The following is a 21,749-nucleotide window of genomic DNA, read 5'->3' on the forward strand; positions in this document are numbered from 1 at the left end:
ATTCACCTCGGTCTGCGGTGCCCCGGCCCGGCTCTTCCGGCGGGGCGTCAGTGCACCGGGCAGCCCCCGGACCTGGCGGCTGCGCGGCGCAGCAACTGGGCCCGGGCGTCCGCGTCCCGGGGCAGGCCGCGTTCGGCGAGCCGCTCGGCCGCCAGGGCCTGCTGGGCGGCGCTCTTCTTGTCGTCGTACTTGAACTTCGCCCTGACCTGGCGAATCGTCAGCCGCAGGCCGCGCAGCCCCGGGAGCTGGTCGCCGAAGGGCGCGGCGCCGGGGACGATGGCGGCGACCGGTGTCTCGCACTGGAAGTGGGCCAGCTGTCGCAGCAGCAGCTCGGCCTTGTCCGCGGGGTCGTCCAGGATCTGTGCGGCGCACTCGAACTGCACGGCGGCGTAGTAGCTGGTGGGGACGCCGTGCTCGGGCGGGGTGCCCTCGGCTGCCCGCCAGTGGCCCGGGGCGTAGGCGTAGTCGTCGGTGACGGTCAGGGTGGCGTGCGGGTCGGCGCGCAGCGCCTCCCACAGCGGGTTGGGCGCGGCCAGGTGCACCAGGATCTCCCCGCGGTCGGCGTCCAGCAGGAAGTGGGTGGGGGTCACCACGGGGCCGCTGCCGGCGGGGCCGTTGGCCGCGAGCGTCCCGAAGTCGTGGCCGGCGGCGAGCCAGGCGCGCCACTCGGCCTCCTCGCCGCGGTCCCAGGAGCGGATGAGCACGGTCGGTTCTCCTTCAGTGACGCTCGCCCAGATATCCGGGCAGGGGGTGGTCCGATGCGAGGGCCGGATCGGGGACGGGGGTGTCGTGCACGGTGCGCACCGGGATCACTCCGGCCCAGTACGGCAGGTCCAGGTCCTCCTCGTCGTCGTCCGCACCGTCGGCGCGGATCTTGGCGGAGACCTCGTCGAGGTCGAGCCGGACGACGGCGGTGGCGGCCAGTTCCCGTTCGTTGGCGGGTCGGCAGTCGGCGGCCCGGCCCGGTACGGCCTGGTTGACCAGGGCGTCCAGGGCGACGGCCCGCTCCTGCGGGTCGGTGACCCGGTGGGCGGTGCCATGGGCGACCACGGAGCGGAAGTTCACCGAGTGGTTGAAGGCGGAGCGGGTCAGCACCAGGCCGTCCACCAGGGTGACGGTGAGGCAGACCGGCATGCCGGGGTCGGCGTCGGCGCTGCGCAGCGGGCGGCTACCGGTGGAGCCGTGGATGTACAGCCGGTCGCCGACCCGGGCGTAGAGGGTGGGCAGCACCACGGGGGCGCCGTCCACCACGAACCCCAGATGGCACAGATAGCCCTCGTCGAGGATGGCTCGGATGGCTGCGCGCTCCCAGGTGGCGCGCTCCCGGTACCGGGTGGGGGTGGTGCGAGGGGCTCGGGTGAACTCTTCGGTACCGTCGACCGACATGACAACCTCTCTGCACTAGTGCATAATCGTCTTTGTGCTAGGAGAGTATCGAATCAGCGGGCGTCGCGCCACGGAGATCGCCGCCGACGTCGAACGGGCGGTGGGCTCAGGCGAGTTGGCCCCCGGCCAGTCGCTTCCGCCGCTGCGCGACCTCGCCGGCGAGCTCCAGGTCAACCCCAACACGGTCGCCGCCGCCTACCGCCTGCTGCGCGACCGCGGTGTCATCGAGACAGCCGGCCGCCGCGGCAGCCGCATCCGCCCCCGGCCCGCGGTGGCGCCCCGCGACCAGATCCGGGTCGAGGTCCCCGCCGACGCCCGCAACCTCGCCGACGGCAACCCCGACACCGCACTGCTGCCACCGCTCGCCCCGGCCGCCGCAGCGGCCGCCGCCTCCCTGGACCGCGACCGCGTCCTCTACGGCTGCCCGGCCGCCGACCCCGTACTGCTCGACCTGGCCGAGGCCGCCTTCCGCGCCGACGGCGCCCCGCAGGGCCGGCTCGCCGTCGCGTCCGGCTCCCTGGACGCCATGGAGCGGATCTTCGGCGTCCATCTGCGCCCCGGCGACACGGTCGCCGTCGAGGACCCTGGCTGGGGCAGCCTGCTCGACCTGGTGCCCGCACTCGGGCTGCGCGCCCTGCCGGTCGCCGTGGACGACGAGGGCCCGCTGCCCGGCCAGGTCGCCCGCGCCCTGGCCGCCGGGGCCCGCGCCGTGGTGGTCACCAGCCGGGCCCAGAACCCCACCGGCGCCGCCCTCACCCCCGGACGGGCCGCCGAGCTGCGCGCCGTCCTGGCCACCCACCCGGATGTGCTGCTGGTCGAGGACGACCACGGCCACGGCATCGTCGACCAGCCCTACCAGCCCCTGGCGGCCGCTCCCGGCGGCGAGCCGCTGGTCACCCACTGGGCCGTGGTGCGGTCCGCGGCCAAGGCGTACGGACCCGATCTGCGGCTCGCCGTCGCGCTGGGCGACCCCGCCACCATCGACCGGGTACTGGGCCGCCAGCGGCTGGGCGCGGGATGGGTCAGCCATCTGCTGCAGCGCACCGTCGCCGAGCTGTGGCGTACCGGCGCCGCCCCCGCGCCCCGGGTCGCCGCCGCCTACCGCGAGCGGCGCGACGCCCTGCTGACCGCGCTCGCCGGGCTGGGGGTGCCCGCCCACGGGGCCAGCGGCCTCAGCATCTGGATCCCGGTACGCGACGAGTCCGCAGCGGTCGCCGGGCTGCTCCAGCGCGGCTGGGCGGTCGCCCCCGGCGCCCGCTTCCGGCTGGAGTCACCCCCCGGCATCCGTATCACCGTCTCCACCCTCGACCCCGAGGACACCCCCGCCCTCGCCGCCGACATCGCCGCAGCCCTCAGCCACCGCACCGCGCCCACCGGGCGGCTCGCCTGACGCCCCGCCTGACGCCCCGCCGTCTCCGGCGGCGCAGCGCACCATGCACGGGCGGGCGGCGCCATGGGCCATGGGCGGCGGGACCCCGGGGTAGCCGCAGGGCATGCAGCGGATCACCGAGTTCGACAGGCGTCTCTTCAACCGCGTCGCGGCAGCCCGGCTGCGGCGGGCGCACCCGGTGCTGCCGCGGCTCAGCCGAGCCGCCGACCACGGGGTGCTGTGGATGGGCGCGGCGGCACTGCTCGGCGCCGCCGGCGGCCGCAGTGCCCGCCGTGCGGCCCTGCGCGGCGTCGGCTCCCTGGCGGTCGCCTCGCTGGCCGCCAACACGGCGGGCAAGTGGGCGACCCGCCGCGGCCGGCCGCTGGTCGACGCGGTGCCGCTGATCCGCCGCCTCTCCCGCCAGCCGCTCACCAGCTCCTTCCCCTCCGGCCATGCCGCCTCCGCCGCCGCCTTTGCCACCGGCGTCGCCCTGGAGGCCCCCCGCTACGGCGCCCTGGTGGCCCCGGTCGCCGCCGCGGTGGCCGCCTCCCGGGTGTACGTGGGGGTGCACTACCCGGGCGATGTCCTGGCGGGCTGCGCCCTCGGCGTCGGAGCCGCCGCGCTCACCTGCCGCTGGTGGCCGCTGCGCCCCGGGCGGCCCGCCGCGGCGCGGCCCCGCACCTCCGCCCCCGCGCTGCCGGGCGGCCAGGGGCTGGTGGTGGTGGTCAACAGCCGTGCGGGCAACGGTGCGCTGGGCTCCCCGGACGCAGCGGAGCGGCTGCGCCAGCTGCTGCCCGCGGCCGAGATCGTCCGCTGCACGCCCGACGACGACCTGGGCGGACTGCTGGAGAAGGCCGGACGCCGGGCCGCCGAGCTGGGCGGTGCGCTGGGGGTGTGCGGCGGCGACGGCAGTGTGAACGCGGCCGCGGTGATCGCCGCCCGCACCGGTCTGCCGCTGGCGGTCTTCCCGGGCGGCACGCTCAACCACTTCGCGGCCGACCTCGGGGTGGAGACCCTGGAGGCCTGCGCCGACGCCGTGGACGCGGGCGAGGCGGTGGCCGTGGACCTCGCTTCGGCCCGGCCGCTGGACGGTGGGGACGCCGCTCCCGCGTCCTTCCTCAACACCTTCAGCATCGGGGTGTATCCCGAACTGGTCCGCGCCCGGGAGCGCCTGGAGGACCGGCTGGGCAAGTGGCCCGCGGTCGCCCTCGGCCTGGTGCGGGTGCTGTGGACGGCGCAGCCGCACTCGGTGGAGGTGAACGGCAGACCCCGCCGACTGTGGCTGCTCTTCGCGGGCAACGGCACCTATCTGCCCGAGGGCTTCGCGCCCACCTACCGGCCGCGGCTCGACGACGGGCTGCTGGACGTCCGCGCGGTGGACGGCGGCCGGCCGCTGGCGCGGACCCGCCTGGTCGCCGCGGTGATCACCGGCACCCTCGGCCGCTCCCGGGTCTGCACGACGGCCCGGTTGCAGCGACTGCGGCTCTCGGGCCTGGGCGGGGTGGCTGACCTCTCCTACGACGGCGAGGTCGCGCCCGCCCCGGACGCGCTGCTGCTGGAGAAGCAGCCGCGGGCGCTGACCGTCTACCGTCCGGCCTGAGGTCACTTGGCGCGTACGGCCCCGCGCAGGATCTTGCCCTCGGTGGAGAGCAGCCCGCCGCGCTGGTCGAAGCGGGGGCTGTCGGCGAACATCAGATAGAGGTACTTGGGGTTCTCCGCGAACCAGTAGCCGGGGGTGAGATCGCCCAGCTGCACCGGGCGGGAGGTGACATCGGCCGCCACGGTGTAGCCGCCGGGCACCCGCAGATGGTCGCGCAGGCCGCGGAAGTACCGGTAGGCGGAACGCTTGTACGCGGCATCCCCGGTGAGCCGCCACAGGTCGAAGGCGGAGTTGGCGTACTCGGGCCGCAGGTCGTTGCGGGGGGAGGTGACCTGCAGTGCGGTGAAGTCGACGGCCTCCGGCAGCAGCGGATAGGTGTCCAGCAGAGCCGTCCATGTCCGGTGGTAGTCCGCGCCCTGGTCCAGGTTCCCGCCCTTGCCCAGCAGACCCGCGTAGAAGGAGCCCAGCTCCGACTGGCCGTGCCCGAGCACCTTGCCGGTCTCCGCGTCGACCTGGGTGAACAACAGGCGGCCGTGGCGGCGCTCGCTCTGGTTGCGCAGCACCGCGTCGGTCAGCAGCCGGTACCAGTCGCTCAGCTCCTGGTCGGCGAAGAGCTCGCCGCCCGCCCACAGATACTCGTAGAAGGAGTCGACCGGAGGGTTGGGGGCGACGGAGGCGGTGTCCAGCCAGCGGCCGCTCTCGGTGTCGAGGGTGGTGCCCAGCAGGTCCAGCGACGTACGGCGCTCCAGCACCGCCCGGTAGGCGCGCTTGGCCGCGTCGTAGTAGCGGCTGTCGCCGGTGAGCTGGGAAAGCAGCCCGAACTCCAGGACGTTGCTGCCGATCTCGGCGAGCGGGGGGTTGGTGCCGGAGACCGCGCCGGTGCGCAGATTGACATGGGTGTAGGGGATGCCGGTGGGCGAGGCGGTGAACGCGGGGAGCAGACGGTCCGTCAGCTCGCGGCAACGCTTGAGCAGTTCCGCCCGGCCGGTGCACAGATGGCCGGACAGCAGCCCGCCGACCAGCCGGATCACCGCCTCGAAGACATGGATGTCGCCGTCCTGCGCCGGGTCCAGGTGCTGCTCGATCCAGTCGGCGGCCAGCTTCACCTCATGGTCCAGCTCCATCACATACAGGGTGTCCAGTGCCTCGACGATGGACAGCCCGAAGGTGCGGCCGGGCAGATAGAAGTCGTTGTGGCCGGCGGAGAGCGGCCGCAGTTCGTCGTATCCCCAGGCGCTGCGCTTGTACCCCTCCCAGCTGTGCACGAACTCCGCCTTCACCTGCCGGGCCACCTCGGGGTCCGACGGGACGGCGCCCCGGGCCGGCCGCGCGGTGGGCGGCACCCGCCGCGGTGCGGCGGCCGCGGCCGCACGCGCGGGCTGCAGGGTGGCCAGGGCGGTGGCCGCGGTGGCACCGAGCACGGCCCGGCGGGGAAGCCGGGCGCGGAGCGCGGCGGACGAGAGCAGTCGCATGATCGTAGGACGCTACCGCCGCAGCACGGCCTGCCGGGTGGTCGTCGGCGGCCCGGAAAAGACCGCCGACCGCTCCACAGTGGGCCGCACGGGTCCGCGGGGAGAACCGAAAGTCACCCGTTGGGGTGACTCTCCGCTGCTGCCATCGGCTCACTCCCAGGGGTGAGCCCACATGGCTCCGGACGGTGCGGTCCGCGGGGGAGCAGCACCCGGAAGGCCGTCCGGCCGGGGCGGCTCTCCACCGCCACACTGCCCCCGTGCGCCGTCACCACCGCCCGGACGATGGCCAGCCCCAGCCCGGTGCTGCCCGTAGTCCGCGAGCGGGCCCGGTCACCCCGGACGAAACGGTCGAAGACCGCGTCGCCCAGGCCCGGCGGCAGACCGGGACCGTCGTCGGCGGCGGTCAGCACCACCGTGCCGTCCGGGAGCGCAGGCGGATCGATCCGCAGCGTCACCGTGGTGCCCTCGGGTGTGTGGGCCCTGGCGTTGGCCAGCAGATTCCCCACCACCTGCCGCAGCCGGTGCTCGTCCCCGACCACCGTCACCGGCTCCTCGGGCAGCTCCAGCCGCCACCGCCGGCCGGGACCCGCGGCCCTGGCGTCCGCGGCGCAGTCCACCGCCAGCAGCGTCAGGTCCACCTGGTCGCGGGCCAGTGGGCGGCCGGCGTCCAGCCGGGCGAGCAGCAGCAGGTCCTCCACGATGGCGCCCATCCGCTGCGACTCGGACTGGATCCGCTCCAGCGCATGGCTGATGTCGGCCGGCACCGGTCCGGGGTGGCGCAGTGCCAGCTCGGCATGGCCCCGTACGGTGGCCACCGGGGTCCGCAGCTCATGGCTGGCGTCGGCGGCGAACGCCCGCAGCCGCTCCTCCACGGCGTGCCGCTGGCCGAGTGAGTCCTCGACATGGCCCAGCATCCGGTTGAGCGCGGCGCCCACCCGCCCGACCTCGGTCCGCGGGTCGGCGTCCGGGGCCCGTTCGGAGAGGGCCACCCGTCCGCTGGCCAGCGGGAGTTCACTGACCCGCTGCGCGGTGTCGGCGACCCGCCGCAGCGGGCGCAGCGACAGCCGGACCCACACCGCCCCCGCCGAGCCGGCCGCCACCAGGGCGACACAGAACACCACGGCCTCGATCGCGGCCTGCCGGTGCACCGTCTGCTCCACGGGCTCCAGCGGCAGCCCGGTCACCAGCACATCGCCGTCCTGCCCCGGGACGGCGCGCATCCGGTACGGCTGCAGGGCCGAGAGCCGGACGGTGCGGGCCCGGCCGTCCACGGGCAGCGCCGCCAGGGTGGCGCGGTCCCGGGCGGTCAGTGCCACGGTGTCGTCGGCGTTGCCGCCCCGCAGATCGTCGGCGTCGCCGTCGACCACCCCGCACCGGGTGACCCGGCCGCCGGCCAGCCGGGCCCCGAAGGTGCCGGTGGCCTGCGCACGGGTGTCACTGCCGCCGTCCGGCCGAATGTCGGAGCGGTGCTCCAGGCTCGCCGCGTAGCGGCCGCCGGCGTCGACGAGCTGCTGGTCCAGGCGGGCCACCAGGAAGCGCTCCAGGGCGGTGGTGGTGGCCACCCCGACACCGGTGCAGGTGGCTGCCAGCAGCACCAGCAGACCGGCGATCAGCCGGGCCCGCAGGGTGCGCGGCAGGGCCCGGCGGGCCACGGCGGCGCAGGTGGCGGCGATGCTCATGACTGCACCGGCTTGAGGACATAGCCCGCACCGCGGACGGTGTGGATCAGCGGGCGGCGCCCGGCGTCGATCTTCCGGCGCAGATAGCTGATGTACAGCTCGACCACATGGGCCTGACCGCCGAAGTCGTAGGACCACACATGGTCCAGGATCTGGGCCTTGCTGAGCACCCGGCGCGGGTTGCGCATCAGAAACCGCAGCAGGGCGAACTCGGTGGGGCTCAGCTCGACCACCTCGCCGCCGCGGCTCACCTCGCGGGCCTCCTCGTCCATCACCAGGTCCCCCACCACCAGACAGCCGTCACCGGGCACCGGAGCGGCTCCGGAGCGGGGACGGGCCATCCCGGCGCGGCGCAGCAGCCCCCGCAGCCGGGCCACCACCTCCTCCAGGCTGAACGGCTTGGTGACATAGTCGTCGCCGCCCGCGGTGATCCCGGCGATCCGGTCCTCCACCGCGTCACGCGCGGTGAGAAAGAGCACACAGACCTCGGGCTGCACGGCCCGGATCCGGCGCAGCACCTCCAGCCCGTCCACGTCGGGCAGCATCACATCCAGCACCACGGCGTCCGGCCGCAGCTCGGCCGCCGCCGCCACCGCCGTGGTCCCGTCGGCGGCACCGCGGACCTGCCAGCCCTCATAGCGCAGCACCCCGCAGAGCACCTCGACCAGATCGGGTTCGTCGTCGACCACCAGGACGCGCACGGCGGAGCCGTCCGGCGGCGCGGGCGCGGCGGTCGGGGTCTGCTCGTCCATGGGGCTTCCGTCCGGTCGGGTGGGGGTGCCGCCCTCATTCTCCCTGCCGGTTCTGAGAACCCTATGAGAACCCCATACCGCCCCTGAACCGCCCACCGCTAATGTGACCTGCGGTTTTGTCCGGCGGGGCAGTCGGCGGGCGGCGCGGATTCATAGCGAACGCAGAAGTGCCGGTGCCAGGGTGACCGGGTGCCGCAGCCCCCGGACCTGCAGGGCCGCACCCGCACCGTGAAGGAGGAGCCCATGACGACCCTTGCCGACGGACGCCCGGCGACGGGCCGCCCACCGGCGCACCGCCGCAGCCCCGCGCGCCGGCCCCGGCGGACGCCGCCGGGCACGGTGGCGGCCGTGGTGCTCACCGCGGTGTGGACCGGCGCAGCGGCGGTGCTCGCGCTGTGGTGGCAGGACACCCCCGCCGTCGCCGGAACCGCCGCCTGGCTCACCGACGCCGGCCGGATCACCGGTCTGCTGGCCGGCTATGCGGCGCCGCTGCTGGTGCTGCTGATGGCACGGCTGCCGTTCCTGGAGCGCGGTGTGGGGGCGGACCGGCTGGCCCGCTGGCACGCCATGGGCGGCCGCTACATGATCAGCCTGGTCGCCGCCCACCTGACGCTGATCATCTGGGGCTATGCGCTGACCGGACGCACCGGAGTGGTCACCGAGACCGCCGACATCGTCCTCGGCTATCCGGACATGCTGAAGGCGACCGCCGCGACCCTGCTGCTCCTCGGCACCGCGGCGGTCTCGGCCAGGGCCGCCCGCCGCCGGCTGGGCTACGAGGTCTGGTACTTCCTGCACCTGGCGACCTATCTGGCCGTCGCCCTCGCCTTCGCCCACCAGTTGGCCAACGGCGCCGACTTCGTCAGCAGCCCGGCCGCCCGCGCCTGCTGGTACGGGCTCTACCTCGGCAGCGCCGCACTGCTGGGCTGGTACCGGCTGGCCGTCCCGTTCCGCCTGGACCGCCGCCACCGGCTGCAGGTCGCCGAGGTGCGGCCGGAGGGGCCTGGCGTGGTCTCGGTGTTCCTCACCGGGCGGCACCTGGAGGAGCTGCGGGCCGAACCGGGGCAGTTCTTCCGGCTGCAGTTCCTGGTGCCGGGGCTGCGCTGGGCCGCCAACCCCTACTCGCTCTCCGCCCCAATCCACCCCCGCTATCTGCGCTTCACCGTCAAGGACCTCGGCGGCCACAGCCGTGCCGCGGCCCGGCTCAGGCCCGGTACGCGGGTACGCGCCGAGGGCCCCTACGGAGCCTTCACCGCCGCCCGCCGCCGCTCCCGCAAGGTGCTGCTGATCGGGGCGGGGGTGGGCATCACGCCGCTGCGTGCGCTCTTCGAGACCCTGCCGGCCGCGCCCGGCGACCTCACCCTGCTCTACCGGGTCAGCCGGGCCGAGGACCTGCTCTTCCGCGGGGAACTGGAGGCCATAGCGGCCGCCCGTGGCGCAGCCCTGCACTGTCTGGTCGGCGCGCGGGCCGAGATCGGGGAGCCGTTGGAGCCGGCCGCGCTGCGGCGGCTGGTGCCCGACCTCGCGGCACACGACGTCTACCTCTGCGGGCCCGAGGCGATGGCCGCCACCGCGGTCCGCGCCCTGCGGGCGGCCGGGGTGCCGCGCGGCCGGATCCATCACGAGTCCTTCGCGTTCTGACCGCCCCCCGACAGCAAGGAGCCGACCGTGCGTCGAGCGATCATCACCAGCGCAGCCACCGTCTCCGGGGTGGTGCTGCTGCTCTCCCTCAAGCCCCATGACGAGTCCGCCGCGGCGGGCGCGCCCATCACCTCCGGCGGAGGCACCGGCACCGCCACCGGCACCGGCACCGGGGCCACGGACGACCAGGCCGGCACCGGCTCCACCGGGGCGGCCTCCTCGTCGTCCGGCGGAGCCTCGACGGGGACCCGCAGCATCACCGGGGACGTGGCCAGCACCCGCTACGGCCCGGTGCAGGTGCGGATCACCGTCAAGGGCCGGAAGATCATCGACGTCTCCGTGGTCCAGTACCCCACTGAGGACCACCGCGACCAGGAGATCAACAGCTATGCCCTGCCGGTCCTCAACCAGGAGGCACTGAGCGCCCAGAGCGCCGAGATAGACGCCGTCTCCGGAGCGACCTACACCAGCGACGGCTACACCCGCTCGCTGCAGAGCGCCATCGACCGGGCCGGCCTGTGAACGCTGCACCGCTGCGGCATGTGGAGCACGCCATGGGCACCGTCTTCTCCTTCGACATCCGCGATGCCGACGCCGGGGCGGACCCCGGCCGCCGCGCCGCGATCGAGGCCGCGCTGCGGGACGCCGTGGACTGGCTGCACCGGGTGGACGCGGTGTTCTCCACCTACCGTCCGGACAGCCAGATCAGCCGGCTGGACCGCGGCGAGCTCACCGCCGAGGAGTGCGACCCCGAGGTCGCCGAGGTGCTGGAGCGGTGCGCGCAGGCGGCGGAGTCGACCGGGGGCTGGTTCACCGCCCGGCCCGGCGGGCGGCTCGACCCCTCGGGCCTGGTCAAGGGCTGGGCCGTGGAACACGCCGCGCGGCTGCTGCGCGCCGCCGGTTCGGTGAGCCACAGCGTCGGCGGCGGGGGCGACATCCAGACCACCGGCGGAGCCGCCCCCGGTCAGCCCTGGCGGATCGGCATCGCCCATCCGCTGCGCCCCGGCCGGCTGGCGGCTGTTGCCGCCGGATCCGGTATCGCGGTCGCGACCTCGGGAAACGCCGAGCGCGGTACGCACATCCAGAACCCGCACAGCGGAGCGCCGGCCACCGACCTGGCCTCGCTGACGGTGGTCGCGCAGAGCCTCACCGAGGCCGACGTCTGGGCGACCGCGGGCTTCGCCATGGGCCCGGACTGCCTGGGTGTCCTGGAGGCCCGAAGCGGCCTGGAGGCGCTGGCGGTCCTGCCCGACGGCAGCCTGCGCAGCACCTCCCGCTTCCCGCTGCTCGCCGCCGCCCGGAGGGGACCCGCGGGACCCGGCGACTGGCGGCAGGCCCTGCCGTCAGCCCTTGGCCAGCAGTGACCGGGTGTGCTCCCTGACCTGCTCGGCGGTCAGATAGGAGTCGGTGTACTCGAAGTCCCGCAGCGAGGCCGGGCGCCGTGACAGGAACCCGGTGCGGACGAAGTCGTCCCCCGCCACCGCGTTCAGCGTCCAGTTGGAGGTCACCCGGGCCTTGGCCACATTGGTGCGCAGCGCCATCAGGTGGTAGCCGCGGGCAACCGCCTGGGCGGGCAGGCCGTGCAGCTCCACGCCCAGCGGCCGGGAGACCGCGTCGGTGCCACCGAGGTCCACCACCAGTCCCAGGTCCCGGTGGTGGTAGGGCTTCAGCGGCTGGTTGCGCAGTGTCGCGACCAGATTGTCGGCGACCGTCTTGCCCTGCCGCTGCGAGTGCTGTGCGGTCGGCGGGCAGACCGCCCCGTCGCCCTTGGCCAGGTCCGGTACGGCGGCGGCGTCGCCGAGGGCGAACATCCCCTCCATGTGCGGGACCCGCATCTCCGCGGTGACCGCGAGCCTGCCCTTGACGGTCTCGGCGCCCAGGGTGCCGATGAGCGGGCTGGCCGCGACGCCCGCGGTCCAGATCAGGGTGCGGGAGGGGACCAGCCGGCCGTCGGTGAACTTGACGCTGTCCTCGCCGACCTCGGCCACCGACACGCCCAGCGACACCTCGACTCCCCGCCGCCGCAGGATCTCCAGTGCGGTCAGGCCCAGCCTCTCGCCGAGCTCCGGCATCAGCCGTGGGGCGATGTCGATCAGATGCCAGCGGATCAGCCGGGGGTCCAGCCGGGGGTAGCGCCGTGCGGCCGCGGTGGTCAGCCGCTGCAGACAGGCGGCGGTCTCGGTGCCCGCGTAGCCGCCGCCCACCACCACGAACTGCAGCCGCGACTCCCGCTCGGCGCGGTCATGGGTCGCGGAGGCCAGGTCCAGCTGGGAGATCACATGGTCGCGGATGTAGGCGGCCTCCGCCAGCGTCTTCATGCCGCGGGCGTACTGGTTGAGGCCGGGGATGTCGAAGGTGCGGGTGATGCTGCCGGGGGTCAGCACCAGGTAGTCGTACCGCTTGACCACCACCTCGTCGCTGATGGTCCGGATCACGCACATCTTCGCCTGGGCGTCCACACCGATGGCGCCGCCCGGGATGATGTTGGTGCGGTGCAGCGTCCGGCGCAGCGAGACGGCCACCGACTGCGGGGTGAGCACCCCGGCGGCGACATGGGGGAGTAGCGGCAGGTAGAGCTGATAGCTGAACGGCGTGACCAGGGCGATCTCCGCCTCGGCGGGCGCCAGTTTGCGTTCGAGTCGCCGGGCGCACTCCACACCGGCGAAGCCGCCGCCCACCACCAGGATCCGAGGTCGTTCCATCTGACATCCCTCACCGTGCTGGTCCCGAACCGTCGCCGGCCCACGCGGGCGGTGCGGCCCTTGCCATCTGCGGCCACAGTGGCACGCGACGCCGGGCCTCGCCACCCGCACGGACGGGCCTTGCTGTGGATCCTGACCACACCGCCGCGCTTCATGCCTGGGTCCGTGGTGCCCGGCACAGCGACGGGCCGTGGCCCGCAGCGCAGGTCCCGGGCCCCGGTGCTCCGCGCCGGGCGGCTGATCACCGACGGTAGGGTGGGACGGTGCTTCCCGAGGTGACGGCGGTCCGCTATGTGACGCCACTGCGTGAGGGCGGGTCGATGCCGGGCGTCGTCGAGGGCGACGACCAGGCTGTCTACGTCGCCAAGTTCATCGGCGCCGCCCAGGGCCGCAAGGCCCTGGTCGCCGAGGTGCTGGCCGGTGAGCTGGGCCGGCGGCTGGGCCTCAGCGTCCCGGCGCTGCTGCGGCTGCGGCTGGACCCGGTGCTGGCCCGCAGCGAGCCCGACCAGCAGGTGCAGGACCAGCTGCGCGCCAGCGGGGGCCTCAACCTGGGCATGGCCTTCGTCTCCGGGGCGCTGGGCTTCGACCCGCTCTGCTTCGAGGTCGACTCCGCACTGGCCGGCCGCATCGTCTGGTTCGACGCGCTGATCGGCAATGTGGACCGGTCCTGGCGCAATCCCAATCTGCTGTTCGCGGACGGCCGGGTGTGGCTGATCGACCACGGCGCCTGCCTGATCTTCCATCACCACTGGCGTGGCGCCGCAGCCTGGGCGCGCCGCCCCTTCGACGCCGCCGACCATGCGCTCGCCCGCTTCTCCCCGGACGTGGCCGCGGCCGACCGCGAGCTGGCACCGCTGGTCACCGTGGGCCTGCTGAAGGAGACCGCGGCGCTGATCCCCGACGAGTGGCTGGCGGACGAGCCAGGGTTCGACACCCCGGACGCGGTCCGCGCCGCCTATGTCGACCTGCTGGCGGCCCGGATGGCCGGACCCCGCGACTGGCTTCCGGAGGCAGCGGCATGACCGTCGACGACCGGCCGCAACGCCATGACTTCGAGTACGCGGTCCTGCGGGCGGTACCCCGGGTGGAGCGCGGCGAGTGCATCAACGTCGGGGTGCTGCTCTACTGCCGTGCCGCCTCCTTCGTGGGGGTACGCACCCATCTGGACGAGGCACGGCTGCTGGCCCTGGACCCCGCGGCGGACGCGGCGGGGGTACGCCGGGTGCTGCGCGGTGTCGAGGGCGTCTGCCTGGGCGGCGAGCACGCCGGGCAGGCCGCGGGTGACAACCCCGGGCAGCGGTTCCGCTGGCTGACCGCACCGCGCAGCACCGTGGTCCAGCCCGGCCCCGTGCACACCGGCCTCACCGCGGACCCGCAGGCCGAACTGGAGCGGCTGGTCCAGCTGCTGGTCCGCTGAGCCCGTCCGGTCCGCGGACGCCGCCACGGGGGGCCGGGCGATCCGGCGGGCCCGGGTACGGCGGGGCGCCACCGGCCGGGGTGGTGCAGGGCCGCACCGGTCTCTGGCGGGCGCGGGCGGGGAAGGTGCTGCCGGTCGGCGACCGCCCGAGGGCGGGCGCCGGGGTGCGGCCACGGCCGGTCCGACAGGTTGTGATCATGGATTCTTGAAGTTGTCAAGTTTCCTGCCGTACGGTGGCCCCATGTCCGAGACCACCGCTGCTCCCACCACCGCCGAGCTCATGGAGGCGGTCGCCGCCGTGGGGACCGCCTACTTCCACGACTTCGCGGCCGCCGCCGCGCGCCTCGGGCTGACCTCGGTGCAGGCCAAGGCGCTGGGAGCGGTCCAGGAGCCGGTTCCGATGCGGGCGCTGGCCGGGCGGCTGGGCTGCGACGCCTCCAACGTCACCGGCATCGTCGACCGCCTGGAGGCCCGCGGACTGGCCGCCAGGCAGGCGGCCGAGGCCGACCGGCGGGTCAAGATCGTGGTCGCCACCGACGCGGGGCGCGACGCCCTGCACCGTATCCGCGCGGGGATGGACCGGGCCCAGGAGGCCTTCGGCGCACTGGACACCGAGCAGCGGCGCGCCCTCCTCGCGGCCTGCGGGGCGCTGCTGCCCGCACTGACCGCGCCCGGACAGGACTGACCGCGCCCGGACAGGACTGACCGCGCCCGGACAGGACTGACCGCGCCCGGACAGGACTGACCGCGCCCGGACAGGACTGACCGCGCCGCCCACCCGGCCGCCCGGACCGGCCTGTGCTGACCAGGGCTGTTAGGCTTGCCGAACGTGAGCGCCAAGCCCCAGATCCCCGATGTCCTCGCCGCCCGGTATGCCTCTGCGGAGCTGGCCAGGCTGTGGTCCCCCGAACACAAGGTGGTGCTCGAGCGCCGCCTCTGGCTGGCCGTGCTGAAGGCCCAGCAGGACCTCGGTATCGAGGTCCCCGACACCGCCGTCGCCGACTACGAGCGTGTGGTCGACCAGGTCGACCTGGCGTCCATCGCCGCCCGGGAGCGGGTCACCCGGCATGACGTCAAGGCGCGGATCGAGGAGTTCAGCGACCTCGCCGGGCATGAGCAGATCCACAAGGGCATGACGTCCCGGGACCTCACCGAGAACGTCGAGCAGCTCCAGATCAGGCAGTCGCTGGAGCACGTCCGCGACCGCACCGTCGCGGTGCTGGTCCGCCTCGGCCGGCTGGCCGCCCAGTACTCCGAGCAGGTCATGGCCGGCCGCTCGCACAATGTCGCCGCCCAGGCCACCACCCTCGGCAAGCGGTTCGCCACCACGGCCGACGAGCTGCTGGTCGCCTTCGCCCGCCTTGAGGACCTCATCGGCCGCTACCCGCTGCGCGGTGTCAAGGGACCGGTCGGAACGGCCCAGGACATGCTGGACCTGCTCGGCGGCGACGCCTCCAAGCTGGACGAGCTGGAGCGCCGCGTCGCCGGTCACCTCGGCTTCGACCAGGTGCTCACCAGCGTCGGCCAGGTCTACCCCCGTTCGCTGGACTTCGATGTGCTCAGCGCCCTGGTGCAGCTGTCCGCGGCGCCGTCCAGCCTGGCCAAGACCATCCGGCTGATGGCCGGGCACGAGCTGGTCACCGAGGGCTTCAAGCCCGGCCAGGTCGGGTCCTCGGCCATGCCGCACAAGATGAACACCCGCTCCTGCGAGCGCGTCAACGGTCTGGCCGTCATCCTGCGCGGCTATGCCTCGATGACCGCGGAGCTCGGCGGCGACCAGTGGAACGAGGGCGACGTCTCCTGCTCCGTGGTCCGCCGGGTGGCGCTGCCCGACGCCTTCTTCGCCTTCGACGGCCTGCTGGAGACCTTCCTGACGGTGCTGGACGAGTTCGGTGCCTTCCCGGCCGTGATCGAGGCCGAGCTGGACCGCTATCTGCCGTTCCTGGCCACCACCAAGGTGCTGATGGGCGCGGTGCGCGCCGGCGTGGGCCGGGAGACCGCCCATGAGGTGATCAAGGAGCACGCGGTGGCCTCGGCGCTGGCCATGCGGGAGGGCGCCCGGCACAACGAGCTGCTGGACCGGCTGGCCGCCGACGACCGGATCCCGCTGGACCGCGCCGCGCTGGACGCACTGCTCGCCGACCCGCTCTCCTTCACCGGTGCCGCCGGTGCCCAGGTCGCCGAGGTGGCCCGTCGGGTGCAGGAGACCGCAGACCGCTACCCGGAGGCCGCCAAGTACACCCCCGGCGCCATCCTCTGACGTCTAGGCAACGCAGTGCGGCCCCGCTCCGGCGGGGCCGCACTGCGTTGCGGGCAGCCTACGGCGGGTTGCGGGCAGCCCGCGGCGGGTTCCGGGGAGCGCGCTCCACCACCCGCTCGGGGGCGTTTGCCGCCGGCCCGGCGTGCTGCGGGCGGTTCACGGTGCTAAGCCGGTACCGGGGCGGGTGCGGCCTGCCCGCCGGCGGCACCGGACAGCGAGGAGCTCGGCATGCACAGTGAGTGGTCCGCCGGTGGTCCGCCGGCCGGTGCTTCGTCCGCGGAACAGCGCAGCGACGAGCCCATGCCGAGCCGGGTGGAGTTCGCCTCCGTGATGATGGTGCTGCTGGGCACCTTCCTGGTGATCGCCTCGATCACCGAGTGGGCGGACAGCGACTGGCTCACCCGTCAGCAGTTCGCGGTCTTCGGGTCGGCACACGCCTGGTGGGCGGTGTTCGACCTGGTCACCGCGCTGCTCGCGTTCTACGCCGCCTGGGCGCTCCACGGCCGCCAGCGCCTCACCGGCAGACTGCTGGCCCTTGCCTTCGCCATCGTCAGCGCCGTGCGCTGGATGTTCTTCATCCCCGCCGCACCGGTGCTGGGGGTGCTGGTGGTCGCCATCGACGCGGTGATCATCTGGGGGCTGACCTCGGCGTCCGCCTGGTTCGCTCAGCCCTCGGTATGAGTGATCGCCTGCCGGGCCCAGATCACCTTGCCGCTTCCCGTGTAGCGGGTGCCCCAGCTCTGCGCCATCCGGGCGACGATGAACAGCCCACGACCGCCCTCGTCATTGGCCCGGGCGTGCCGCAGCCGGGGGGCGTTGCCACCCGAGTCGAAGACCTCGCAGGTCAGCGCCTGGTCGCGGATCAGCCGCAGATGGATCGGCGCGGCCCCGTAGCGCACCGCGTTGGTGATCAGCTCACTGGCGATCAGTTCGGCGGAGAAGAGCTCGTCCGCCAGCCCCCAGGCGATCAGCTGCTCCCGTACCCGGCAGCGGGCCGTCGCCGCGGAGGACGGATCGCAGGGCAGCTCCCAGGTGGCCACCCGGTCCGGGCCCAGGACGCGGGTGCGGGCCAGCAGCAGCACCGCGTCCTCCCGAGGGCGGGCGGGCAGCAGTGTGTAGACGGCTGTGTCGCAGATGTCCTTCAGCGGCCGCTCGGGCCGGGTGACCGCCTCCCGGAGCCGCCGCAGGCCGTCCTCCGGCTCCGCGGTGCCGCACAGCATGCCCTGGCTGAACAGGGTGAGCAGGCTGCCCTCGGCCAGCCGCAGATCGCAGGCGTCGAACGGCAGGTCGCCCTCGCCCAGCGGCGGCCCGGTCGGCACCTCCAGCTGTTCCACCGTGCCGTCCGGGTGTGTGATCAGCGGGGACGGATGACCGGCGCTGGCGGCCGTACAGCGCCGGGACAGCGGGTCGTAGACCACATAGAGGCAGGTGGCGCGGAGCGACTCGGCCGACGCCGCGGCGGGGGTCGGCCAGTCGGCGCTCTCCTCGGCGATCCGCAGCGCGGTGTCGTCGAGCCTGGCGAGCAGTTCGTCCGGCTCCAGGTCCAGCACGGCCAGCGCGTCGATGGCGGTGCGCAGCCGCGCCATGGTGGCGGCGGTGCGCAGGCCCCGCCCGGAGACGTCGCCCACCACCAGGGCGACCCGTGCCCCGGAGAGCGGGATCACATCGAACCAGTCGCCTCCGGCGCCGGCCGGCAGGTAGTACCGGGCGATGTCGGCCGCGTCCTGCCGCGGCGGTGTGGAGCGCACCAGGTGCCGCTGGAGGGTCACCGCGACGGTGTGCTCGCGGGTGAAGCGGCGGGCGTTGTCCACACAGAGCGCCGTGCGTGCGGCCAGGTCCACGGCCACCGTGAGGTCGTCGTCGTCGAACGCGTCGGGATGGTTTGTGCGGTAGAAGCTCACCAGGCCAAGCACCGCGCCCCGCACCACCAGCGGCACCACGATCAGCGAGTGCGCGCCGACCGACCGCAGCCTCGCGGCCCGCTGCGGGTCGTTGGCCAGCCACTCGCGGCCCTCGGTCTCCAGGTCGCGTACCACCCGGGGTTCCAGATCGGTGAGGCTCTGGGTGAACGGGGTGGGGAAGGGGAAGCCGCTCACCGCTCCGACCGGGAAGGCGCCCAGCTCCGAGTGGAGGGAGCGGAAGGCGGCCCGCCGTACGGGGACATCGGGGTCGACCGGGCCGAGGGGCGGATCCGCACCCCTGACCACGGAGTCCAGCAGGTCCACGGCCGCCGCGTCGGCGAAGCGCGGGACGGCGACCTCGGTCAGCTCGACCGCGGTCTTCATGGTGTCCAGGGTGGTGCCGATGGACATCCGGGCGTCATGGAGCAGCGAAAGCCGGGCCCTGGTGTGCTCACGCTCGGTGACGTCGGTCACCGAGACGGCGATGCCGAGCAGTTGCCCGTCCGGATCTGTCAGCCGGAAGGCGGACACCGAGAAGATGTGCTCCCTGCCCGACCGGGAGGGCGGGCAGCAGTGCAACAGGTGGTCCTGGAGCTTGACGCCGGTGGAGAGGACCTTGCGCAGCAGCGGTTCCACCTGGCCGTGGTCACAGGCGGGGTAGACATCGGAGATGTGCCGGCCGACCACGTCCTGCGGGTCCACGTCCCGGGCGCCGGAGGCGTTGGCGTTGAACCTGAGCACCCGCAGTTCCGGGTCCAGGACGTGCAGCCCCAGCGGCGACTGGGTGAACAGCGCCTCCAGCACGGCGGAGTTGATCGCCCACTGGGCCGCCGAGGCCTCGGTCCGGGCCGACACGGCCCAGGCCGCCGCCCCGTCCGCCGCGGCCCCGTCCGCCGCCGCCATGGGACGCAGCTCCAGCCGCAGGCCCTCCGCGGCGCGGCCCTCCGGCGGGATCAGCGACGCCGCAGGCCGCCCGACTGCCTGCTCGGCTGTGCGGCCGAGCAGCCGCTCCGCCTCACGGCTCCACTCCACGACGACACCCTCGGCGTCGAGCAGCATCAGGGGATCCGGCTCCGTCACTGATCAGCTCACCTCCGCGGCTCCGCTCGTCGTACGGGCCCGCTCCGGTCCTGCCTCCACAATCGCAGACTTCTGCTGCAAAGCCTCCGTTTGCATGACTTAATGGGTCATATCCGGCATGCCGACCGTGGAGGAAGTGTCGTGCTCGCTCTCCAGATCATCGGATACACGCTGCTGGTGCTCGCCATCCTCGCCGGGACCCTGCTCTTCCTGATGGGCGGCCTGCGCTACCGGGACCGGCCGGCGCCGCAACGCCGCCAGGACTGACCGGTCGCCGCCCCGATCAGCTCCCGTCGCCGGGCGGCCCGGGTGCGAGCCGGGTCAGATTGCGGGCGACGGCGGCGAGCCAGACCCGTAGGTCCGTCGCATACAGCGACTCCTGCCCGGTGGCGTCACGGGTGGCCCGGTTGCCGGCGCCCGGGTCGGGCAGCGCCGCTGGGGGAACGGGTACGGACAGCCGCAACCCGGCCGCGGCCCTGCGGTAGGCGGCGGCCACCCTGGCGGCCTCCCGCTCCAGATGCCCCACAGCGATCGGCGCCCCGGCCAGACACCCGGGGGAGGAGCGGCCCAGCACCACCTCCGCCCCGCGCACACTGAACTGCCCGGCGACCAGCGCGGCCTGCCAGTCCACCCCGGCCAGCCGGCGGTCCGCCCGCTCGGCGTGGTACTGCGCATAGCCCGCCTCGGCGAGGATCATGACCTGCCGGGCGTGCGGCAGGGCCTGCCCCCGGTGCGGGCGCCCGCCCACCACGGCCACGGTCTCCTGCACCGCGTCCGCGGCACCGCTCAGGAAGTCGCCCATCGCCCTGCGCAGCTCCCCGCCGCCGCCCCGGGGCCAGGCGCACAGCCCCGTCACGGTGCCCACCACTGCCCCGACGAGCACATTGAGCAGCCGGACCTCGACCAGCTGCCAGCCGGCCGACGCCAGCTGGCTGAAGAGGATCGACACCACCAGGGTGAACAGCCCCTGCCCCCAGCCCTGACCCAGCAGCGGACCCGCGGTGAAGGCCAGCAGCATCACCGGAGGCATCGCCGCGGCGTAGAACGCCGGATGGTGGCCCACCGCCACCAGTAGGACCCCGGCCGCCAGCGCCCCCAGGAAAGTGCCGATCAGCGCCGGACGCAGGGCCGTCCTGGTGTCCGCCGCCGTGCCCCGCATCAGGGTGAGCGTCGCCAGCAGCACCCAGAAGCCGTGCGTCACCCCGAGTCCCGCGGCGGTCAGCCGGGCAGCGGCCAGGGCCAGGGCGATGCGCACCGCGCTCTGGAAGGCGACCGAACGCGGTGTCAGATGGCAGCGCAGCCGGGTCCACCACAGCATCGCCGTCGGCTGCTCCGCGTACCAGAAGGGGCCCGGCCGCTCCTCCGGCGGCGCCTCGTCCGGCGGCACCGGGGCGCCCCTGCCGATCCGGGTTCCCAGCAGGACGAAGCGGGTCGCCACGGCCACATCCAGCGCCACCGAGCCCTGGCGCACCCGATGCCGGTCCGCCTCGGGCGCCAGCCGGCGCAACGCGTCCGCCCGCAGCTGCTCGAAGACCCGCACCGCCTGCTCCAGCTCCCCGGTGTCGGGCGGAGGACCGGTGCCACGCTGAGCGGCCGCGGCGGCGCGCAGCGCCCGGGCGGTGCAGTGCAGCAGGGTCCCGGCTGACGGGAGCAGCTTGTTGCTGCGGCTCAGCTCGGCCAGCCGCCCGGTCTGTGAGGCGGCGTACCGCAGTGCGGACGCCGTGTGGCCGCGTGAGCGGTCGACCCGGCCGGCGGAGGCGGGCCGCTCCATCGGCGGCATGCGCGAGAAGCGCAGCTCCTCCACGGCGGCGGCGGTCAGCGGCACCAGCCGCTCGGCCCGCTGCACAGCTCCCGGCCGGCACTCGGCGGCATCCCCCAGCGCGTCCGTGCAGTCCGCCAGCGCGTCCGCCGCGCGGGCGAGCCGGTCCTGGTAGCGCTCGGGCGGCGGGTCCGGCCAGAGCGCCACCTCGACCGCGGCCAGCAGTCCCACACCGACGGTCACCCCGGCCAGCCGGTCGGGCAGGGCGGAGGGCACGTACGGCGGGAAGCACGGCAGGATGTAGAGGAGCTGCAGTCCGTTGGTCAGGCCGACCAGCCGCGGGCCGCCCACCCCGGCGAAGGACACGGTGAAGCCGAGCAGCAGCATGCCCAGCGCCGCAGCCCAGGCGTGCGCCGCCAGCACGGTGCCGACCGTGATGAGCACATACGCCGCAGGCAGGGCCCGCAGCAGGGTCCGGGCCCGTTCCGCCGGCGGGCCGCCCAGTTGGGAGAGGACCCCGGTGGCGAGGGTGGCGAAGATCGCATAGGTGCCCATCGTCCGGTTGGAGAGGCCGTAGCGGCAGACGTAGAAGCCCACGCTCGCCGCGACGGTCACCCGGGTGCCCTGCCGGAGGGCGGCCGTCAGGCCGGGGACCCGCCGGCACAAGCGGTCCAGGGGTGCGGTCACGGCCATCGCGGGGAGTACGGCTCGTGGTGGGCGGCGTCGCGGAC

Annotated in this window: 19 protein-coding genes; 11 read left to right on the plus strand and 8 right to left on the minus strand. The window is 74.4% G+C overall.

Features of this window, described 5'->3' with window-relative positions; genetic code table 11:
- Positions 1-47: 47 nt before the first annotated feature.
- A complete protein-coding gene (locus AB0761_RS31775) occupies positions 48-704 on the minus strand; it encodes an FMN-binding negative transcriptional regulator (RefSeq protein WP_377272618.1) in 657 nt (218 codons plus the stop codon).
- A gap of 13 nt (positions 705-717) precedes the next feature.
- Positions 718-1,386, minus strand: coding sequence for a pyridoxamine 5'-phosphate oxidase family protein (locus AB0761_RS31780; protein ID WP_377272619.1), 669 nt, complete (start codon positions 1,384-1,386; stop codon positions 718-720).
- 34 nt (positions 1,387-1,420) lie between these two features.
- On the opposite strand from AB0761_RS31780, the gene AB0761_RS31785 reads away from it, so the two are divergent.
- A complete protein-coding gene (locus tag AB0761_RS31785) occupies positions 1,421-2,776 on the plus strand; it encodes an aminotransferase class I/II-fold pyridoxal phosphate-dependent enzyme (RefSeq protein ID WP_377272620.1) in 1,356 nt (451 codons plus the stop codon).
- A 103-nt stretch (positions 2,777-2,879) separates the two neighbouring features.
- The gene (locus AB0761_RS31790; protein ID WP_377272621.1) at positions 2,880-4,355 is read left to right on the plus strand and encodes a phosphatase PAP2 family protein; all 1,476 of its coding nucleotides are present in this window, start codon (positions 2,880-2,882) and stop codon (positions 4,353-4,355) included.
- A gap of 2 nt (positions 4,356-4,357) precedes the next feature.
- Here the strand turns inward: AB0761_RS31790 and AB0761_RS31795 are convergent, their stop codons facing one another.
- The 3 genes from AB0761_RS31795 to AB0761_RS31805 form a co-directional block, all read right to left on the minus strand.
- Complete coding sequence (locus AB0761_RS31795; RefSeq protein ID WP_377272622.1) at positions 4,358-5,827, minus strand: glycoside hydrolase family 47 protein; 1,470 nt, start codon at positions 5,825-5,827, stop codon at positions 4,358-4,360.
- Between the two features lie 113 nt (positions 5,828-5,940).
- The gene (locus AB0761_RS31800; RefSeq protein ID WP_377272623.1) at positions 5,941-7,506 is read right to left on the minus strand and encodes a sensor histidine kinase; all 1,566 of its coding nucleotides are present in this window, start codon (positions 7,504-7,506) and stop codon (positions 5,941-5,943) included.
- Complete coding sequence (locus AB0761_RS31805; RefSeq protein ID WP_377272624.1) at positions 7,503-8,258, minus strand: response regulator transcription factor; 756 nt, start codon at positions 8,256-8,258, stop codon at positions 7,503-7,505. The genes AB0761_RS31800 and AB0761_RS31805 overlap by 4 nt, the downstream gene beginning before the upstream one ends.
- Positions 8,259-8,501: 243 nt before the next feature.
- Between AB0761_RS31805 and AB0761_RS31810 the strand changes: the two genes are divergently transcribed.
- From AB0761_RS31810 to AB0761_RS31820, 3 genes are read left to right on the plus strand one after another with little or no spacing between them, the layout of a single operon-like run.
- Entirely contained in the window at positions 8,502-9,899 is a 1,398-nt protein-coding gene (locus AB0761_RS31810) for a ferric reductase-like transmembrane domain-containing protein (RefSeq protein ID WP_377272625.1), read from the plus strand.
- 27 nt (positions 9,900-9,926) lie between these two features.
- Positions 9,927-10,421 carry an FMN-binding protein gene (locus tag AB0761_RS31815; RefSeq protein WP_377272626.1) on the plus strand — a complete coding sequence of 165 codons (495 nt, stop codon included), beginning with the start codon at positions 9,927-9,929 and terminating at the stop codon, positions 10,419-10,421.
- 32 nt (positions 10,422-10,453) lie between these two features.
- Complete coding sequence (locus AB0761_RS31820; RefSeq protein ID WP_377274442.1) at positions 10,454-11,263, plus strand: FAD:protein FMN transferase; 810 nt, start codon at positions 10,454-10,456, stop codon at positions 11,261-11,263.
- Here the strand turns inward: AB0761_RS31820 and AB0761_RS31825 are convergent.
- Positions 11,243-12,601, minus strand: coding sequence for an NAD(P)/FAD-dependent oxidoreductase (locus tag AB0761_RS31825; protein ID WP_377272627.1), 1,359 nt, complete (start codon positions 12,599-12,601; stop codon positions 11,243-11,245). The genes AB0761_RS31820 and AB0761_RS31825 overlap by 21 nt on opposite strands.
- A gap of 263 nt (positions 12,602-12,864) precedes the next feature.
- On the opposite strand from AB0761_RS31825, the gene AB0761_RS31830 reads away from it, so the two are divergent.
- From AB0761_RS31830 to AB0761_RS31850, 5 genes are all read left to right on the plus strand, one after another.
- Positions 12,865-13,623, plus strand: a complete 759-nt coding sequence (locus tag AB0761_RS31830; protein ID WP_377272628.1) for a HipA family kinase — start codon at positions 12,865-12,867, stop codon at positions 13,621-13,623.
- Complete coding sequence (locus AB0761_RS31835) at positions 13,620-14,018, plus strand: DUF3037 domain-containing protein (RefSeq protein WP_377272629.1); 399 nt, start codon at positions 13,620-13,622, stop codon at positions 14,016-14,018. Before AB0761_RS31830 ends, AB0761_RS31835 begins: the two co-directional genes overlap by 4 nt.
- A gap of 241 nt (positions 14,019-14,259) precedes the next feature.
- Positions 14,260-14,703: a MarR family winged helix-turn-helix transcriptional regulator gene (locus tag AB0761_RS31840; protein WP_377272630.1), complete on the plus strand. Its 444-nt coding sequence runs from the start codon at positions 14,260-14,262 to the stop codon at positions 14,701-14,703.
- Between the two features lie 144 nt (positions 14,704-14,847).
- On the plus strand, positions 14,848-16,278 hold the full coding sequence (gene purB / locus AB0761_RS31845) for an adenylosuccinate lyase (RefSeq protein WP_377272631.1): 1,431 nt from the start codon (positions 14,848-14,850) through the stop codon (positions 16,276-16,278).
- Positions 16,279-16,506: 228 nt separating this feature from the next.
- Positions 16,507-16,959, plus strand: a complete 453-nt coding sequence (locus tag AB0761_RS31850; RefSeq protein WP_377272632.1) for a hypothetical protein — start codon at positions 16,507-16,509, stop codon at positions 16,957-16,959.
- On the opposite strand, the gene AB0761_RS31855 is transcribed toward AB0761_RS31850, so the two are convergent.
- Positions 16,944-19,259 (minus strand): SpoIIE family protein phosphatase, encoded by a 2,316-nt coding sequence (locus AB0761_RS31855; protein ID WP_377272633.1) that lies wholly within the window; start codon positions 19,257-19,259, stop codon positions 16,944-16,946. The genes AB0761_RS31850 and AB0761_RS31855 overlap by 16 nt on opposite strands.
- A gap of 141 nt (positions 19,260-19,400) precedes the next feature.
- On the opposite strand from AB0761_RS31855, the gene AB0761_RS31860 reads away from it, so the two are divergent.
- The gene (locus AB0761_RS31860) at positions 19,401-19,526 is read left to right on the plus strand and encodes a hypothetical protein (RefSeq protein WP_377272634.1); all 126 of its coding nucleotides are present in this window, start codon (positions 19,401-19,403) and stop codon (positions 19,524-19,526) included.
- A gap of 16 nt (positions 19,527-19,542) precedes the next feature.
- Here AB0761_RS31860 and AB0761_RS31865 read toward each other — a convergent pair whose 3' ends face one another.
- Entirely contained in the window at positions 19,543-21,711 is a 2,169-nt protein-coding gene (locus tag AB0761_RS31865; RefSeq protein WP_377272635.1) for an FUSC family protein, read from the minus strand.
- Between the last annotated feature and the right edge of the window lie 38 nt (positions 21,712-21,749).

It is taken from the genome of Peterkaempfera podocarpi (genome assembly GCF_042466665.1).
In the GTDB taxonomy this organism is placed as follows: Bacteria; Actinomycetota; Actinomycetes; order Streptomycetales; family Streptomycetaceae; genus Peterkaempfera; species Peterkaempfera podocarpi.

Excerpts from the sequence above, each read along its gene's own strand:
- AB0761_RS31780 (WP_377272619.1), bottom strand. The coding sequence starts at position 1,386 with ATGTCGGTCGACGGTACCGAAGAGTTCACCCGAGCCCCTCGCACCACC.
- AB0761_RS31790 (WP_377272621.1), top strand. The coding sequence starts at position 2,880 with ATGCAGCGGATCACCGAGTTCGACAGGCGTCTCTTCAACCGCGTCGCG.
- AB0761_RS31795 (WP_377272622.1), bottom strand. The coding sequence starts at position 5,827 with ATGCGACTGCTCTCGTCCGCCGCGCTCCGCGCCCGGCTTCCCCGCCGG.
- AB0761_RS31800 (WP_377272623.1), bottom strand. The coding sequence starts at position 7,506 with ATGAGCATCGCCGCCACCTGCGCCGCCGTGGCCCGCCGGGCCCTGCCG.
- AB0761_RS31805 (WP_377272624.1), bottom strand. The coding sequence starts at position 8,258 with ATGGACGAGCAGACCCCGACCGCCGCGCCCGCGCCGCCGGACGGCTCC.
- AB0761_RS31810 (WP_377272625.1), top strand. The coding sequence starts at position 8,502 with ATGACGACCCTTGCCGACGGACGCCCGGCGACGGGCCGCCCACCGGCG.
- AB0761_RS31820 (WP_377274442.1), top strand. The coding sequence starts at position 10,454 with ATGGGCACCGTCTTCTCCTTCGACATCCGCGATGCCGACGCCGGGGCG.
- AB0761_RS31825 (WP_377272627.1), bottom strand. The coding sequence starts at position 12,601 with ATGGAACGACCTCGGATCCTGGTGGTGGGCGGCGGCTTCGCCGGTGTG.
- AB0761_RS31835 (WP_377272629.1), top strand. The coding sequence starts at position 13,620 with ATGACCGTCGACGACCGGCCGCAACGCCATGACTTCGAGTACGCGGTC.
- AB0761_RS31840 (WP_377272630.1), top strand. The coding sequence starts at position 14,260 with ATGTCCGAGACCACCGCTGCTCCCACCACCGCCGAGCTCATGGAGGCG.
- AB0761_RS31850 (WP_377272632.1), top strand. The coding sequence starts at position 16,507 with ATGCACAGTGAGTGGTCCGCCGGTGGTCCGCCGGCCGGTGCTTCGTCC.
- AB0761_RS31865 (WP_377272635.1), bottom strand. The coding sequence starts at position 21,711 with ATGGCCGTGACCGCACCCCTGGACCGCTTGTGCCGGCGGGTCCCCGGC.